General features: G+C 64.1%; 14 protein-coding genes. 5 read left to right on the plus strand and 9 right to left on the minus strand.

All coding sequences use genetic code 11. From position 1 onward, the window contains the following. From hutU to FQ755_RS11735, 6 genes are all read right to left on the minus strand, one after another. Nucleotides 1-1,689 carry a urocanate hydratase gene (gene hutU, locus FQ755_RS11710; protein WP_144154219.1) on the minus strand — a complete coding sequence of 563 codons (1,689 nt, stop codon included), beginning with the start codon at nt 1,687-1,689 and terminating at the stop codon, nt 1-3. 66 nt (nt 1,690-1,755) lie between these two features. Continuing rightward, nucleotides 1,756-2,451: a histidine utilization repressor gene (hutC, locus tag FQ755_RS11715; protein WP_144154221.1), complete on the minus strand. Its 696-nt coding sequence runs from the start codon at nt 2,449-2,451 to the stop codon at nt 1,756-1,758. 29 nt (nt 2,452-2,480) lie between these two features. Then, nucleotides 2,481-4,004, minus strand: a complete 1,524-nt coding sequence (hutH, locus tag FQ755_RS11720; protein ID WP_186308491.1) for a histidine ammonia-lyase — start codon at nt 4,002-4,004, stop codon at nt 2,481-2,483. Between the two features lie 327 nt (nt 4,005-4,331). Beyond that, complete coding sequence (locus FQ755_RS11725) at nt 4,332-4,703, minus strand: hypothetical protein (protein ID WP_260858506.1); 372 nt, start codon at nt 4,701-4,703, stop codon at nt 4,332-4,334. Between the two features lie 7 nt (nt 4,704-4,710). After that, the gene (locus tag FQ755_RS11730; protein ID WP_144154223.1) at nt 4,711-5,553 is read right to left on the minus strand and encodes a hypothetical protein; all 843 of its coding nucleotides are present in this window, start codon (nt 5,551-5,553) and stop codon (nt 4,711-4,713) included. A 192-nt stretch (nt 5,554-5,745) separates the two neighbouring features. Beyond that, complete coding sequence (locus FQ755_RS11735) at nt 5,746-6,639, minus strand: LysR substrate-binding domain-containing protein (RefSeq protein ID WP_144154225.1); 894 nt, start codon at nt 6,637-6,639, stop codon at nt 5,746-5,748. 106 nt (nt 6,640-6,745) lie between these two features. Here FQ755_RS11735 and FQ755_RS11740 point away from each other — a divergent pair, with 106 nt between their 5' ends. Continuing rightward, entirely contained in the window at nt 6,746-7,654 is a 909-nt protein-coding gene (locus FQ755_RS11740) for an NAD-dependent epimerase/dehydratase family protein (protein WP_144154227.1), read from the plus strand. Between the two features lie 108 nt (nt 7,655-7,762). Beyond that, on the plus strand, nt 7,763-7,945 hold the full coding sequence (locus tag FQ755_RS11745) for a hypothetical protein (RefSeq protein ID WP_144154229.1): 183 nt from the start codon (nt 7,763-7,765) through the stop codon (nt 7,943-7,945). A gap of 92 nt (nt 7,946-8,037) precedes the next feature. On the opposite strand, the gene FQ755_RS11750 is transcribed toward FQ755_RS11745, so the two are convergent. Continuing rightward, complete coding sequence (locus tag FQ755_RS11750; protein WP_144154231.1) at nt 8,038-9,441, minus strand: hypothetical protein; 1,404 nt, start codon at nt 9,439-9,441, stop codon at nt 8,038-8,040. 219 nt (nt 9,442-9,660) lie between these two features. Between FQ755_RS11750 and FQ755_RS11755 the strand changes: the two genes are divergently transcribed. Beyond that, complete coding sequence (locus FQ755_RS11755) at nt 9,661-10,725, plus strand: glycosyltransferase family 4 protein (protein WP_144154233.1); 1,065 nt, start codon at nt 9,661-9,663, stop codon at nt 10,723-10,725. A gap of 65 nt (nt 10,726-10,790) precedes the next feature. Here FQ755_RS11755 and FQ755_RS11760 read toward each other — a convergent pair whose 3' ends face one another. Further along, nucleotides 10,791-12,173 (minus strand): NCS2 family permease, encoded by a 1,383-nt coding sequence (locus FQ755_RS11760; protein ID WP_144154235.1) that lies wholly within the window; start codon nt 12,171-12,173, stop codon nt 10,791-10,793. A gap of 524 nt (nt 12,174-12,697) precedes the next feature. Here FQ755_RS11760 and FQ755_RS11765 point away from each other — a divergent pair. Further along, nucleotides 12,698-13,675 (plus strand): PRC-barrel domain-containing protein, encoded by a 978-nt coding sequence (locus FQ755_RS11765; protein ID WP_144154237.1) that lies wholly within the window; start codon nt 12,698-12,700, stop codon nt 13,673-13,675. After that, the gene (locus FQ755_RS11770; RefSeq protein WP_144154239.1) at nt 13,672-14,922 is read left to right on the plus strand and encodes an MFS transporter; all 1,251 of its coding nucleotides are present in this window, start codon (nt 13,672-13,674) and stop codon (nt 14,920-14,922) included. The genes FQ755_RS11765 and FQ755_RS11770 overlap by 4 nt, the downstream gene beginning before the upstream one ends. A 74-nt stretch (nt 14,923-14,996) precedes the next feature. Here the strand turns inward: FQ755_RS11770 and FQ755_RS11775 are convergent, their stop codons facing one another. Then, complete coding sequence (locus FQ755_RS11775; RefSeq protein WP_144154241.1) at nt 14,997-15,890, minus strand: LysR family transcriptional regulator ArgP; 894 nt, start codon at nt 15,888-15,890, stop codon at nt 14,997-14,999. Nucleotides 15,891-15,909: the final 19 nt, after the last annotated feature.

Consider the following 15,909-nt stretch of genomic DNA (forward strand, 5'->3'; position numbering starts at 1 on the left):
TCAGCGGCCCAGCATCGGCAAGTGGAGGCCCACCTCGCGGGCGGTTTCCTGCGCGAGTTCGTAGCCGGCGTCCGCGTGACGCATCACGCCCGTGGCCGGATCGTTGAACAGCACGCGTCCGAGACGTTTGGCGGCTTCGTCCGTGCCGTCGGCGACGATCACCACGCCCGAGTGCTGGCTAAAGCCCATGCCCACACCGCCGCCGTGATGCAGCGAGACCCACGTCGCGCCGCCCGCGGTGTTCAGCAGTGCATTGAGCAACGGCCAGTCGCTGACCGCGTCCGAGCCGTCTTTCATCGATTCGGTTTCGCGGTTCGGGCTCGCGACGGACCCCGTATCCAGGTGATCACGCCCGATCACAACCGGCGCTTTCAGCTCACCGTTCCTGACCATTTCGTTGAACGCCTGGCCAAGGCGGTAACGATCCTTCACGCCCACCCAGCAGATCCGCGCCGGCAGCCCCTGAAACTCGATGCGGTCGCGCGCCATGTCGAGCCAGTTGTGCAGATGCGCGTCGTCGGGGATCAGTTCCTTGACCTTCGCATCGGTCTTGTAGATGTCCTCAGGATCGCCCGACAGCGCCACCCAGCGGAACGGGCCCTTGCCCTCGCAAAACAGCGGACGGATGTACGCCGGCACGAAGCCCGGGAAATCGAAGGCGTTTTCGACGCCCATTTCCAGCGCCATCTGGCGGATGTTGTTGCCGTAGTCGAGCGTGGCGGCGCCGCGTTCCTGCAGCGTCAGCATGGCTTGCACCTGATTCGCCATTGATTGCTTCGCGGGCTTGATGATGCTGTCCGGCGCCGTCTTTTGACGCTCGCGCCAGTCTGCCACGCTCCAGCCTTGCGGCAGATAACCGTTGATCGGATCGTGCGCGCTGGTCTGGTCGGTGACGCAGTCCGGCGTGATGCCGCGCGCGACGCACTCGGCGAACACGTCCGCCGCATTGCCGACGAGCCCGACCGACACCGGCTTGCCGGCTTTCTTCGCGTCTTCGACAATCGCCAGCGCTTCGTCGAGCGTCTTCGCTTTACGATCCACGTAGCGCGTTTTCAGACGCAGGTCGATGCGCGTCTCGTCGCATTCCACCGCGATCATCGAAAAGCCGGCCATGGTCGCCGCCAGCGGCTGCGCGCCGCCCATGCCGCCAAGGCCACCCGTCAGAATCCAGCGGCCCTTCGGATCGCCATTGAAATGCTGGTTCGCCACCGAGAAGAACGTTTCGTAGGTCCCCTGAACAATTCCCTGGCTGCCGATATAAATCCAGCTCCCCGCCGTCATCTGGCCGTACATCATGAGGCCCTTGCGGTCGAGTTCGTGGAAGTGTTCCCACGTCGCCCAATGCGGCACGAGGTTCGAATTCGCCAGCAGCACGCGCGGCGCGTCGGCATGGGTTTTGAACACGCCGACCGGCTTGCCCGACTGGATCAGCAAGGTTTCGTCGTCGTTCAGATCCTTCAGCGAGGCGAGAATCTGGTCGAAGCAATCCCAGTTACGCGCGGCGCGGCCGATGCCGCCATATACCACCAGCGCATGCGGATGCTCGGCTACTTCGGCATCCAGATTATTCTGGATCATCCGGTACGCGGCTTCCGTGAGCCAGCTCTTGCAGGTCTTTTCCACGCCGCGCGGCGCGCGGATGGTGCGGGTCGGGTCAAGACGCGGATCGATATGCTTGGGGTTGTTCATGGTGGCCCTCGGAGGCTGGAAAGTGCTGGGAAATCAGGTCAAAAAACGCAATTCGGAACAACGAAATCAGAAGTGTCCGGTGAAGCGATAACGGCTGCCGGGATGCCACAGATTGGCCACGGATGCGACCACGCTCTGCGACCACGTGCGCCGATGCAGCACGAGGCAGGGTTCGAGTTCGTCCATGGTGAGCAGTTGCCGGGTCTCGGCATCCGCCACGGACGCTTCAATGCGGTATTCGACGCGCTGCAGCGGCGCGACGCGAACGAGGTATTGGTTCGGCGTGGTGTTGGTGAAGTCCTGCAAGGCATACTCCGGGGCAACCGCCGGATTGACCCAGCGCTCTTCGAGCTGGACGGGTTCGTCATTCTCGAAGTGCAGCACGCGCGAGTGAAACACGGGGCTGCCGGCGCTCACCTGCATCTCGTCGGCGAGCGCCTCGTCGGCAATTGCTGCGCCGATATGCAGCACGTTCGCCTGATAGCGATGGCCGCGCGCGACGATCTCATCGGAGATGCTGCGGATCGCCACCAGGGTCGACTCGTATTTCGGCCGCGCGACGAACGTGCCCGAACCCTGCACGCGCGTGAGCACCTGCTCGGAGGTCAGCTCGCGCAGCGCGCGGTTGACCGTCATGCGCGCGACGCTGAATTCGCGCGCCAGTTCGTTTTCCGACGGGACCTGGTCGCCCTCGCCCCATTCGCCCGCGTGAATACGGGCGAGGATGAAGTCCTTGATTCCCTGATAGGCCGGTGCGTTCATGCTCGATCTGCCGTATGGGCTGCGTGTGCTTACTGTTCGGATGGGAACGCGAGCGGGCTGTGCGCGGCAATCGTGCCGTTCTGCACGAGACGCGTGACGGCGGCGATATCCGGCGCGAAGTAGTGATCGATCTCGTAGTGCGCGACTTCGTGGCGCACCGTGTTCATCACATGCTGCAGGCTGGGACTCGTCCGATGCGGCGCGCGCAGGTCGACACCCTGGGCGGCGGCGAGCAGTTCGATCGAGAGAATGTTGGCGGTGTTTTCGGCGATGTCGCCGAGCTTGCGCGCAGCAAATGTCGCCATCGACACATGGTCTTCCTGGTTCGCCGAAGTAGGCAGCGAATCCACCGAAGCCGGATGCGCCAGCGTCTTGTTCTCCGACGCGAGCGCCGCAGCCGTGACGTGCGCAATCATGAAACCGGAGTTCACGCCACCATCGCGGACCAGAAACGGCGGCAACCCGGACAAAGTAGAATCGATCAGGAGTGCGATTCGACGCTCGGCGAGCGCGCCGATTTCGGCTGCGGCCAGCGCGAGGTTGTCCGCGGCGAACGCCACCGGCTCCGCGTGGAAGTTACCGCCCGACAGCACTTCGCCGGTGTCCGGGAAAATCAGCGGGTTGTCCGACACGCAGTTCGCTTCGATCAGCAGCACGTCGGCTGCGTGACGCATCTGGTCGAGGCAGGCGCCCATCACCTGTGGCTGGCAGCGCAGGCTATACGGGTCTTGTACCTTGCCGCAATCGCGGTGCGAGAGATTGATGGCCGAGCCTTCCAGCAGCGAGCGGTAGGCCGCCGCCGCGTCGATCTGGCCTTGATGACCGCGCAGTTCGTGGATGCGATGATCGAACGGCGCGACCGAACCCGCTGCCGCATCCACCGACAGCGCGCCCGCCACCAGCGCGGTGCGGTACAGGTCTTCGATGGCGAACATGTTGTAGAGCGCGAGCGCGGTCGAGGCTTGCGTGCCGTTCAGGAGAGCCAGGCCTTCCTTGGCCTGCAGCGTGAGCGGCTTCAGGCCGGCGAGACGCAAGCCCTCGGTGGCGGCCATGCGCTCGCCCTTGACGATCACGTCGCCAACCCCGAGCAGCGCCGCCGACATATGCGCGAGCGGCGCGAGGTCGCCGGACGCGCCCACCGAACCCTTGACCGGAATCACCGGCAGCACGTCTGCATTGAACAGCGTGATCAGCGCGTCCATCACTTCGCGGCGGATACCGGAATGGCCGCGGCCGAGGCTCGACAGCTTCAAGGCCATCAGCAGACGCACGACCGGACGCGACATCGGCTCACCCACACCGACCGCGTGCGAGAGCACCAGATTGCGCTGCAGCAGTTCGAGCTGCTCATGCGGAATATGCGTGCTGGCGAGACGCCCGAAGCCCGTGTTGATGCCGTATGCGGGCTCACCTTTCGCGGCGATGTCGGCGACGGCCTGCGCGCAGGCGTCGATGGCGGCAAAGCTGGCGGGATCGAGTTGCAGCGTAACCTGTTCGCGAGCGATCCGGCGCAGTTGCGAGAGAGTCAGGTGGCCGGGCTTGAGAGTCATCATGGAAAGAGTCCTGTCTATACAATTTGAGAGAAGTCTAGCGGCCTCAGCTTGTATATACAACTCATTTTTAATAGACCGGCGTCAGGAGTTTCCCGGAGGCGGCGATGAGCCGGGCGATGCTTCTGGCATGGTTTTAGCAGGGATTCACGCGGGTGGTGCGGGATGTTGCGCCAGAGATGGGCGCACGGATCGTGGCGACGCGTCCAGCCAACTTGTATATACACATTAAGGAACGCGAATGGCAAGTGAACAAAATTAGCCGCAGGGCAGGCGCGAACTCAGCCGTGCCGCCTGCTCGCCCGATCTCATACCCTTGGCGCGTTTGAGTTAATCGCCCACCGAAGGCGTCACGATGAGGGAATCAAATTCAATCGCCAGTTCGGCGCCAAGGCTGGAATACAGGAATGCGACCTGGGAAGCCTTGCGTTTCGAAAGTCGCTCCCCCTTGTTAAGGGCAGCAATCACCGAGTCGTAATTTTTGTTGGCTGCATCGATAAGCCGCAGGCTGTACACGATGTTAAGCAGCCCAAGGCCATCGACACTAAAACACGTGACTCCGTCGAATCTTATTGTCGCGCGATCGCTTCCGAAATAAAGGCCCAATGTCAGTGAACGCGGCTCGTGATTCGGCCCGATACGTATGCTGTCAAGATACCAGTCGTGGAAATGATTCCAGCGTGCAAGGGTTGCGTCGGTCATTTCGTTATCAAGGGAGCAATGAAACGGGCGCGCCCTCGTCACGGTCATAACCGATCCAATTGTGCGCGTGTGGGTTAGGGTTCCCGTGATGCGCTTCCAGATCGAAGTCGACCAGTGGGGTTCCTTCCTGGCCATATCGCCGCATTTGCGGCATCGTGCCTGGCATACTGGATATCCATGATCCCGGCGTGCCATTGAAAGGCATGCCAGCAATATCATTACTCTCACCACTCGCCGCATCTTCGCGATACTCGAACGCCTGTGCGTCGCGAAGCAACGCGGGCGCCCCACCACCATCACTGGCAGTCGTAACGCCACGCGCGCCGATGATTTCGGTTCCTTGCGTAGCCGGATCATGAAGCACGGTCAGGATGGACCCATCGCCGATCGTCGACAGCGCGCGATCGGCGCTCCTGAAAGCGGGCCGGATCTGACTGCCGCCGCTCGACAGCCATCGCAATGGCGCCGGCGTGGGGCGAGACGCACGGCCTGGCGATCTGCATTCGCGATTGACGAGCGGCACCAACTGGCCGAGCGCCACGGCTTGCCTGAGCATGTATTCGACCGCCGCGTCATCAGTCGGCAAATTCCAATGGACCACATTCAGGACGTCGCTCAGAAACGCGCGAATCTCGCCTAGCTCGGCCGCGCCGCTGACAGTCCTTCGGTCCCAGCGCGGACGGAAATACCGGTCAAAGTCTCGCCGGTCATCTTCAAGCGCGGCGACTCCCACATCATTTCGCAAGAAACGTAATGCCTGCCTTGGCGAACTGTCGTATTGCGAAGCCGACATCAGCGTACATTGCCAACCGTTTTCCAGCGGGACCGAGAGCGTATTCCATTGCGACATGGGCAAACCTATCTTGCGCGTTTTAACAGGCAATTGAGCGCCCGGCTTTTTGCGTACCGATACCTCGCCAGGCTACGTCAATCTTGACGGCGTCACCCTAGCAGATAGTTGTATGCCCTTGTTTTTGGGATATTTGCCGCGATTCATTTGCGCGGCACGCCCAACATAACTATGGCGACGCCCCGTCCGCCCTCAAAGCCGCACCTTCCCGCCAATAAAATCGAGAAACGCCTGCACCCGCCCCGCCAGCGCGGCGCTCTGATAAAACACCGCGCTAACGGGTTGCCGGTCATCGATCAGTTCGTCTTCCAGAATTCGCACGAGCCGCCCGTCGTGCACATCCGCGAGCGTCATGAAATCGGACAGGCAGGCGATGCCGCTATCCGCCAGCGCCAATTGGCGGATCGTTTCGCCGCTCGACGCCGTCATGGCAGGCGCAATCTTCAGCATGGCGCGCTCGCCGTCGCGTAGCGGCCAACGGTTCAGATGCTCGGGCGCGGTAAAGCCGATCAGACGATGCTCGTGCCCGCGCAACGCCTGCGCCGATTCCGGCTCGCCGTGCTCCGCCAGATAGCCCGGACTCGCGACGATGCGCCGCTTGCTGCTGCCAAGCGAACGCGCGTGCAGCGTCGAATCCTGCAGCGCGCCAATCCGGATCGCAATGTCCACGGTCTGTTCGAGCAGATCGACGATGCGCTCGTTGCTGGTCAACTCCAGCTGGATCTCGGGATAGAGCGCCGCAAACGCCTTCATATGCGGCGCGATGCAGTGGAGCATGAACGGCGACGCCGCATCCACCCGCAACCGCCCGCTGGGCCGCTCACGCCGCCGCGCGACCGACTGCTCGGCCTCCTCCATGGCGTCGAGAATCGCCCGCGCGCGGCCAAGAAACAGCGCACCCTCTTCCGTCAGTTGCAGACGGCGCGTCGTGCGGCGGATCAAGGCGGTGTCGAGCTTCTGTTCGAGCCGCGTCAAGGCACGGCTTACGCCCGATACCGTCTGCTGCAGCTTTTCCGCCGCCGCCGTGATCGAGCCGCTGTCGATGACGGTGACGAAGACCAGCAATTCGTCGGTGGAAGTCTTCATTGTTGATTTCAAATCAAGATTGATTTGAGACTAACACGCTTTTTGCCAGAATCAAGTCGGTGGATACTGGCTCCATTGCAGTTATCCCCCTCACCAGGAGAACGTCTTGAACATCTTTATTACCGGCGCCAGCGGTTTCATCGGCGGCTCGCTTGCCGCCGGCCTTGCGCGCGCCGGGCATCATGTACGCGGCCTGATCCGCAATCCTGAGCATGCCGCCGAACTGCGGCGCCTCGGCATCGAACCGGTCATCGGCACGCTCGACGACCGCGCGCTGCTGATTCGCGAGGCGCAGGCCGCCGACGCCGTCATCAACGCGGCCAGCAGCGACCACCGCGCGGCCGTCGAGGGATTGATCGAAGGGCTCGCCGGCTCCGGCAAGCCGTTTCTGCATACGAGCGGCTCGAGCATCGTCGGCGATGCCTCGGGTGGCGAAGCCGGCGCCGCCGCCATCTATCACGAAGGCGCGCTGCCCGAACCCACGGCCGACAAAGCGGCGCGGGTCGGCATCGACCGTCTGGTGCTCGACGCGGCGCAGAGGAATATTCGCTCAGCAGTGCTATGCAATACGCTGATCTACGGTGACGGCGCCGTGAGCGGCAGCGCCAGCGTGCAATTGCCGCGGCTGGTGCGCCAGGCGCAGAAAAGCGGAGTGGTGCGGCATGTCGGCAGCGGCGGCAACATCTGGTCGAACGTGCATATCGATGATGTCGTCGAGCTATATCGCCTCGCGCTGGAGAAAACCCCGGCGGGTACTTTCTATTTCGTCGAGAGCGGCGAGGCGTCGTTTCGTGACATGAGCGCCGCCATCGCGCGGGCGATGAAACTTGGGCCGGCGCAGGACTGGCCGCTTGCCGACGCCGAGCGGGAATGGGGATACGAAATGGCGAACTACGGGCTCGGTTCGAATAGCCGCGTGCGTGGCGAGCGCGCCCGCAAGCTGCTGGGCTGGCAGCCGCAGCGGACCTCGGTGATCGACTGGATCGAGCAGGAAATGCAGCCGTCCGCGGCGTAATCGCTGTAAGCGAAGCTGTTGCGAATCCGTAAGCTGCGCTCGTTAGAATCCCGCCAAATTGACGGACGATTCGCAATTGCGAGTCGTCCCCAACGCCCGGATTCTTCAATGAGCCTCGCGCTAAATTTCGATTGGCTGACCAACCTGCTCGCGATCCTGTTCATCGTGGCGTGCCTCTATGATGCGCGCTACGATGAATACGGCACCTTGACGCTCGCGGCCGCGGCGATGGGACTCGTCGTTATGGCGATCCAGCTGTTTCTGCGCCCCGCCTTCGAAATGTCGCTGTAGCAAACGCGAAATGCCACCGCGCTATCCGTCAACTCGGACAGCGCACTCTCCCCGCAGTGTTCCGACACACAGACTCGCGCATGGCTTCAGACTCAGCCAAGCCGTCCGTCCGTCAGTTGCGGGTCCGGATGACGACCGAACGGCGACGGCAGATTCGCCGCTCCGCCCAGCGGGACGACGTGCGCGACCGGCCTGATCGCGGCATGGTGCGCCCGCCGACGGGCCGGCGCCGCTTGCGACAGGCGCGCATAGCAGGCCACCAGCATGCCGAGCCCAAAGCCGAACACGAGCCCGGAAAAACGCGGCCCCAAAGGATTGCCGCCAATCGACATCGCCAGCAGGCTCATCACCATCATGAGCCCGCGCCCCATCACGGGTAAAAACGGCATGTCCGGCGCCACCCGCCGCCAACGCCGATAAGCGATGCTGCCGCGCACCGCCGCATACAGAATGGCGGCGGGCAGCCCGATGCCGAACAGCAGGCCGCCGCTAAATAGCTGATACACCCAGAAGTTATGGCCCGCGCCCCATTCGTGGATCTGGTAGAACTCCTTAGCAGTCATCTGGCCGGCGAGCGCCCACAGATAGGTGGGTGAATAGCGATACCAGTGGCCATACCCCATGCCGAGCAGCAGCGAACTGGGCGAGGCCGTCACCTGATCGTACTGGTCGCGCATTTCTGCGAGGCGCGTGACGGTGGTCGGATCCATACCCGACTCGGTCATCTTCGCGGCATAGACACGCTGGGTCCAGTGCGCGGCCACTTCCGGCACCAGTGATGCCGCGGCGATCGCCGTACCCGCGATGATCGCCGCCACCATCGTCGCGCGCATGGCCGAGGTGATCAGACGCCAGGTCGACGCCGCGCCGAGCCACGTGGCGTAACCGAACAGCAGCACGGTGCCCACCGCGAGACTGCGCGTCACGCTGAACAATTCCACCAGCACGGTACCCGCAAAAATCAGCAAGGCGAATTTGGTAAAGCGCCGCGAGATCACGAATTCGTGCAGCAGCATGGCCTGCAGGGCAAGCAGCGTCGGCGAGACGATGCGAAAACGCACTTCCTCGAGATTGTGGCTTTCCAGCATGCCGTTGACGAAGCTGAAGACCAGCGAGACCGACATCGCATAGAACAGCACGCGCTCGAACTGGGCGATGCGTCTTGCGTCCCACGCGTGACAGGCAACTGCGTAGCCGAGATAGAACAGCGCAAACGGCAGCACCACCCGCAGATAGTTGCCCATGTCGTTGTGCTGCGCGAGTTGCGTCACCGCGCTGCCGAGCAAGGTCAGCGCGAGGCCGCCGGAGACGAACTTGCGCAGTTTCGACTGGCTCGCGATACGCGGGCCGGTCAGCATCAGGATCAGGCCGGCGGCAATCGCCGGCCCGGCCAGAAGGATCTGCGCCAGGTGGCTGCCGGCTTCTTCGCCCTTGTAGTCCACCGCGAGTGGACATAGGAACAGCCAGACCCAGACGAACAGGTAACGGTTGCGCATGCGATCCCCTTTTCTTTTCAGCCGCGACGTCCGGCTCAGCGCCGGTGGCCGCATCCACCCGCAAGCGGCGCGCGCCGATCCAACGCCCAAACGGCGTCACTGAGGTCAAGGTAACGAAAAACGTTGCCGCGGTGCCGCATCGGGCTGAATTCGGCTAGGAGATGGCGGCACCCGCATAAGTAGCCGCGCTACCGTCTTATTACAAACAAGGGGAAACCAATGCGTATTCTTCATCTCGTGCTGGCGCCGCGCCTTTCGGGTGCGGAAGTGCTGGCCAAGGATCTCGCCATTCACCAGAAATCGTGCGGGGAAACGGTGGCGATGGCTTCATTGCAACCGCGACACGCGGATTTCGTGCCGTTGCACGCGGAGCTCGAAAACCGCGAGGTCATCTGCATGTTTCCCGACCAGCAGTACGGCAGGGTTGGCCGGCTCTGGTGGCTGCATAAAGTCGTGCGCCAGTTCAAGCCCGACGTGCTGCTCGCCCACTCAACGATTCCCGCCTTCTACGCCCGCGTGCTGCCGCTCGGCGTGCCGGTGATCTACGTGATGCATTCCGCGTCCAATGACTTCGTGGCGCCGCGCGTGCGGCAGATCGAACGGATACTCTCGAAACGGGCGCGCGCGGTGATCGGCGTATCGGAGAACAACGTCAAGGAATACCTCGAGGCAATCGGCCGGCATCGGATGATGCAGGTGATCCCGAATGGCGTCGATACCTCGCGTTATATCTGCACGACCGGCATCGAAAACAGCGGCAGGCCGCCGCAGATTCTTCAGGTCGGCCGCTATAACCCCATCAAGAGCCATCTGCAGACAGTCCGTGCTTTCGCGCGAATCAGCAATACCGTGCCCGATTTGCGCCTGCGGCTGGTGGGCGTGATCGAAGATCCGTCGTATTTCGCGGCGGTCAAAGATCTGGTGCAGCAGCTCGGACTCGAACAGCGCGTGACCGTGGACGGCCCGCGTTCCGATATTTCGCAGCTGCTCACGGATTCGACGGTGTACGCCATGCCGTCGCTTTCCGAAGCACATAGCATTGCGTTGCTCGAAGCCTTGGCAACCGGCATTCCGGTGGTCGCCAACACGATTCCGGGCTTTGCCTACGCGCGCAATTTTCCCGGCGTGCAACTGATCGATACGAACGACACCGAGGCGTATGTGAAGGCGCTGCTCATCGCGCTGCGGCAACCGCGCGTCGAGCGTCCGCTGGCGGGTCTGACGTTAAGCGACGCGGCGGAGCAGTATCTGGCTATTTCACGCAAGGTCGCGTTCGCGGCGTGAACCTGAATCGAACCGGCCCTGCCCGCGCATCACACGCCACGCGTGAGCATGGCTGCGTTTAGAAATCAGATCGCCCAGCCGCCGAGATAAAACGCCGCCAGCACCACGGCAATCGCCACCGTGCCGACGTTCAGCTTGCGATACTCGCCGCTCACCACACGGCCGATCACCAGCGTGCTGAAGCCGAGCATGATGCCCGTCACGATGTTGGCGGTCAGCACGATAAACACAGCGCACACCAGACCCGACATCGCATCGACCATGTCGTCCATATCCAGCTTGCTCACGCTCGACAGCATCAGCAGGCCGACATACATCAGCGCCGGCGCCGTCGCATACGAAGGCACCAGCCCCGCGAGCGGCGAGAAAAACATCACCACGAGGAACAGCAGACCCACCACCGCCGCCGCCATGCCCGTCTTCGCGCCCGCCGCTACGCCGACCGTCGATTCGATGTACGCCGCCGCCGGCGCGCCGCCGAGGAAGCCCGAGAAAATCGAGCTCAGCGAGTCCGCCGTCAAGGCCCGGCCGCCGTTGATGATGCGGCCGTTGGCGTCGAGCTGACCGGCCTGCCCTGCGACGGCGCGGATCGTGCCGGTCGCGTCGAACACGGCCGTCATCACCAGGGCCAGCACGCTAGGCAGCACCGCCAGCGAAAGCGCGCCCTTGATGTCCATGGCGCCGATCAGCGAAGCGTGTCCCGGCGCGCTCAATGAAGGCAGGGCAAACACGCCGTGGTACGACACCGCCGGATCGACCAGCAAGCCGATCGCCGAGATCGCGACGATCACGATCAGGATCGAACCCGGCACGCGACGCCGCACCAGGCCGAAGATCGCCGCCAGCCCCGCCACCGACATCAGCGCCGGCAAGGCGGTGATATTGCCGAGCGACACCGGCAAGCCGGCGCCCGGGTTCTTGACTACGAGGCCCACGTCGTTGGCCGCGATCAGCAGCAGAAACAGGCCAATGCCGATTCCCGTGCCGTGCGCCACGCCCGAGGGCAGATTGCGCAGGATCCACGAACGCACGCCCGTCACCGAAATGCCGGTGAAGACAATGCCCATCAGAAACACCGCGCCGAGCGCGACGGTCGGATGCAACCCCTTGCCGAGCACGAGGCCAAAGGCGGTAAAGGCAGTCAGTGAAATGGCGCAGCCGATCGCGATGGGCAGCTTCGCCCAGACGCCCATCAGCAGCGAGCCGAAGGCGGTGGTGAGACACACGGCCACGAACACCGCGCTGGTGTCGAAACCCGCCTTGCCGAACATGCCCGGCACCACGAACACCGAATAAACCATCGCCAGAAACGTGGTGACGCCGGCGATGATTTCCTGACGCTGGGAACTCCCGCGCGAGGAGATTTCGAAGTACCGGTCGAGAAAGCCCCTGGAGTCGAAGGTTTCGATACCGACTTCGGAAATCGGCTGGGCGTGGGGTTCCATCATGATGACTGCCTCCTTTATCAGCGTGCTGAAACAGCCGCTGGAGCGGCTGTCGTCAGGGTCGTCTCGTTACGTTGGTCTAATGTCGTGGGGCAAGTTTGGAACGTTCGCTTCAGCGGGCAGTCTGTGATGCAGACCGGTCGCGTCAGAATCGTCCGTCAGTTGCTGTCTCGAAATGTAGGCGAATACCAATATGCCTCCCATCGCATGAATGGCATGCCGGTCATGTCGCGATGCTTATATCGTCCAAGACACGGCGGCAGGCGGGTTCAGCCCGCGTGTTAACACCTACGGTCTGTCACGCGCCTGTCGCATGCCTGGTGTTCGGCGGTGCATTCGGCGGTGCGCGCTTTGCGAAGCCGGCCACGCCACGCGGGCAGCCCTGCTCTGCTGTTTTCGTGCCAATCCGGGCCGGAACACGGTGCGCCGCAGGTTAAACTCTGACGCATACGCCGTTTTCAATTGCAGCAGCGGCGGGAATGGCAAGCCAGGCGCGCCTCCCGCTCTCGCCCATGGAGTCCTTCTTGATGAGTGGCGGTTTTCCACGTCCAGCTTGCCGTTATCCGGTCCTTCTCGTCCTTGCGGCTCTCGCCCTGTCGGGTTGCAGCCTGCTGCGCGGACCCCAACAGGCGCCGATCACCGAGGCCGTGCCGGTGCTGGTCTCGCCCGACGGTTCGACGCTCGTCGCCGGACCGGCCGAGACCACCGTGCAGACGGAAACGACCCGGCCCGAAGCGCCGCCCAGGCCGAAGCGCCCGGCCGCTCCGCCGCATAAGGTCGAAGAGCCGCCTCCGCAGCCAGTCGCGCCGCCCGCGCCGCCGCCCGCGCCGGCGCCGCTGATCGTGACGCGGCTGATCGACCGCAACCAGGCGCATGGCCTGCTCGACGCCGAAGTGCAGAAGCCCGACGGCAAGGTGGTCGGACGCGCGGTCGACCTCGTCACCGACGCAAGCGGCAGGCCGATCGAAATGGTCGTCAACCTGCAAGGGTTCCTGGGTGTCGGCGACCGCAAGGTCAACTTCCCGTGGAACGTCTTCCGCTTCACGCCCAACGCGAAGGCCGCCACCATCACGCTCAATCTGGCGCCGGGCCAGGCGCCGCCAGCGGATCGCTCGAAAGCGGCCGCGGCGGCGGCCGGCGCCGCCACCGCGACGCGCCTGCCGCTGCTCGATGCCACCGTGGAGCGGCCGAACGGCGCCAAGGTGGGCCGGGTGGTCGACGTGCTGATCGACAGCAATGCCCAGCCGCAAGCCGTGGTGCTCGACGTCAGCGGCATCATCAGCACCGACCGGCGCACGATTGCGGCGAACTGGACGGCGCTGCGCTTCGGCATGCGCGACAAGGCGCTCTATCCGCTGCTGGACCTGAGCGATGCGGCGATCGCCGCGTCGCCCGCCTACGAGTCGAACCAGCCGATCCGCGCCGTGTCGCCCGCGCCACCGCCGGCTCCGGCCGCAGCTTCGCCATCCACAGCGGCGGCTTCGACCGCACGGGCGTCGCGATGACAGGCCGGCTCATGGTTAATGCGCGCAGCCTGCGTGCGCTCGACTGGATGAACTTCTTCGTCGCCAATGTGCAGACGGGCTTCGGGCCGTTCATCGCTTCCTACCTGGCGTCGCACAAGTGGACCCAGGGGGAGATCGGCATGGCGCTGTCGGTCGGCACGATCAGCGCGATGGTGAGCCAGGTGCCCGCCGGCGCCGCGGTCGACGCAATGAAGAACAAGAAAGGCGCCGCCACCTGGGCGATCTTCGCGATCATCCTCTCGGCGGTGCTGCTCGCCAGCAGTCCGACCCTGCTGCCCGTGATCGCGGCCGAGGTGTTCCACGGCTTTGCCAGTTGCATGCTGGTGCCGGCGATGGCGGCCATCTCGTTCGCGCTGGTGGGACGCCAGAATCTCGGCGACCGGCTCGGCCGCAACGCGCGCTGGGCCTCGATTGGCAGCGCGGTGGCGGCCGGCCTGATGGGACTGTTCGGCGAGTACTTCTCGTCGCGCGCGGTATTCTGGCTGACCGCCGGCCTCGCCATGCCCGCGCTGATCGCCCTGAGCATGGTGCAGAACACCGGCACGGTCGATCCCACGCCGCTCGCCAAACCCAAGCCACTGCCGGATGAAAACGAAAAGCGCGAAAGCCTGCGCGAACTGCTGCGCGATAAACGCATGCTGATCTTCGCGGCCTGCATCGTGCTGTTCCACCTGTCCAATGCGGCCATGCTGAATCTCGCCGCCGGCGAAGTGACAGCCGGCATGGGCGACAACGTGCAGTTGGTGATCGCCGCCTGCATCATCGTGCCGCAGGCAATCGTGGCGATGATGTCGCCGTGGGTGGGACGCTCCGCGCAACGCTGGGGGCGCCGTCCCATCCTGCTGTTCGGCTTCGCGGCATTGCCGGTGCGCGCCCTGCTGTTTGCGGGGATCAGCAGCCCGTATCTGCTGGTGCCGGTACAGATGCTCGACGGCCTGAGCGCCGCGGTGTTCGGGGTAATGCTGCCGCTGATCGCCGCCGACGTGGCCGGCGGCAAGGGACGTTACAACCTGTGTATCGGGCTGTTCGGCCTCGCGGCCGGGATCGGCGCTACCTTGAGCACCGCCGCGGCGGGTTTTATTGCGGACCGGTTCAGCAATACGGTCAGCTTCTTTGGTCTCGCGGCGGCGGGTGCGCTGGCGGTGCTGCTGGTATGGGCGGCCATGCCGGAGACGCGCGAAAGCGAGACGGTGCAGCAGGCGGAAGGTGTGCCGGAAGCACGATAGCTTTGGCCCGCGAGCAACCGGCCGGTCGTGACAGTCACGATACTGCACGACCGCCGGCTGGCACCGTCCGCTGCTTAATCCAGAAACTGCGCCGCCTGCTTGCGCAACGCCGCGCCGAAATCGTCGAGCCAGCCAATCGACAGACGCCAGCTCTGCCAGTAAAGATCGACGTCGATCGGCTTGCCCGGCGCCATGTCCACCAGCTCGCCGCGCTCGAGATGGGCCGCGATCATCCGCTCGGGGCATAGGCCCCACCCCATCCCCGTCACGCACGCCCGCAGAAAACCCGCCACGTGCGGGATCCAGTGAAACGGCGGATCGAGCTCCGCGCGCGTGATCCGCCGCATGAAGCGTTTCTGCAGCTGATCTTTCGGATTGAAGTCGACGCACGGTGTGCCGCGCAGCGTCTCGCGCGTCACGCCCTGCGCAAAGTAGCGCGCGTAGAAATCCGGCGCGCACACCGCCAGATAACGCATCCGCCCAAGCCGCACCGAGCGGCAGCCCTGCACCGGCTCGGCCTGGGTGGTGACCGCGCCCTGCACGCTGCCGTCGCGAATCCGCTGCGCGGTGTGATCCTGATCGTCGATCACGAGATCGAGCAGGATCTCGCGGTCGACGCAAAAGCCCGCCACGGCATCGATAAACCACGTCCCCACGCTGTCGTCGTTGACCGCCACGCGCAGTGTGGGCCACGACTCCGCCAGAGCGCCCGGCAACGCGGGCAAGCGCCCCGTCAGCTCCGATTCGAGCAATTGCACCCGCTCGGTATGACGGCACAGCAAGGCGCCGGAGGTGGTCGCCACACACGGCTGGCCACGCTTGACGAGCACGCTGCCCACCCGCTCCTCCAGCAGTTTCACGCGTTGCGATACCGCCGACGGCGTCACGTTCAACTCGTTCGCGGCGCGGTCGAACGAACCGTGACGCACCACGGCCGCCAGCGCATCCAGCAAGGCGTAGTCCAGCATTAGCGTTCCTTAATCGGCA

The sequence above is a fragment of the Paraburkholderia sp. BCC1885 genome, from assembly GCF_900996235.1.
GTDB lineage: Bacteria > Pseudomonadota > Gammaproteobacteria > Burkholderiales > Burkholderiaceae > Paraburkholderia.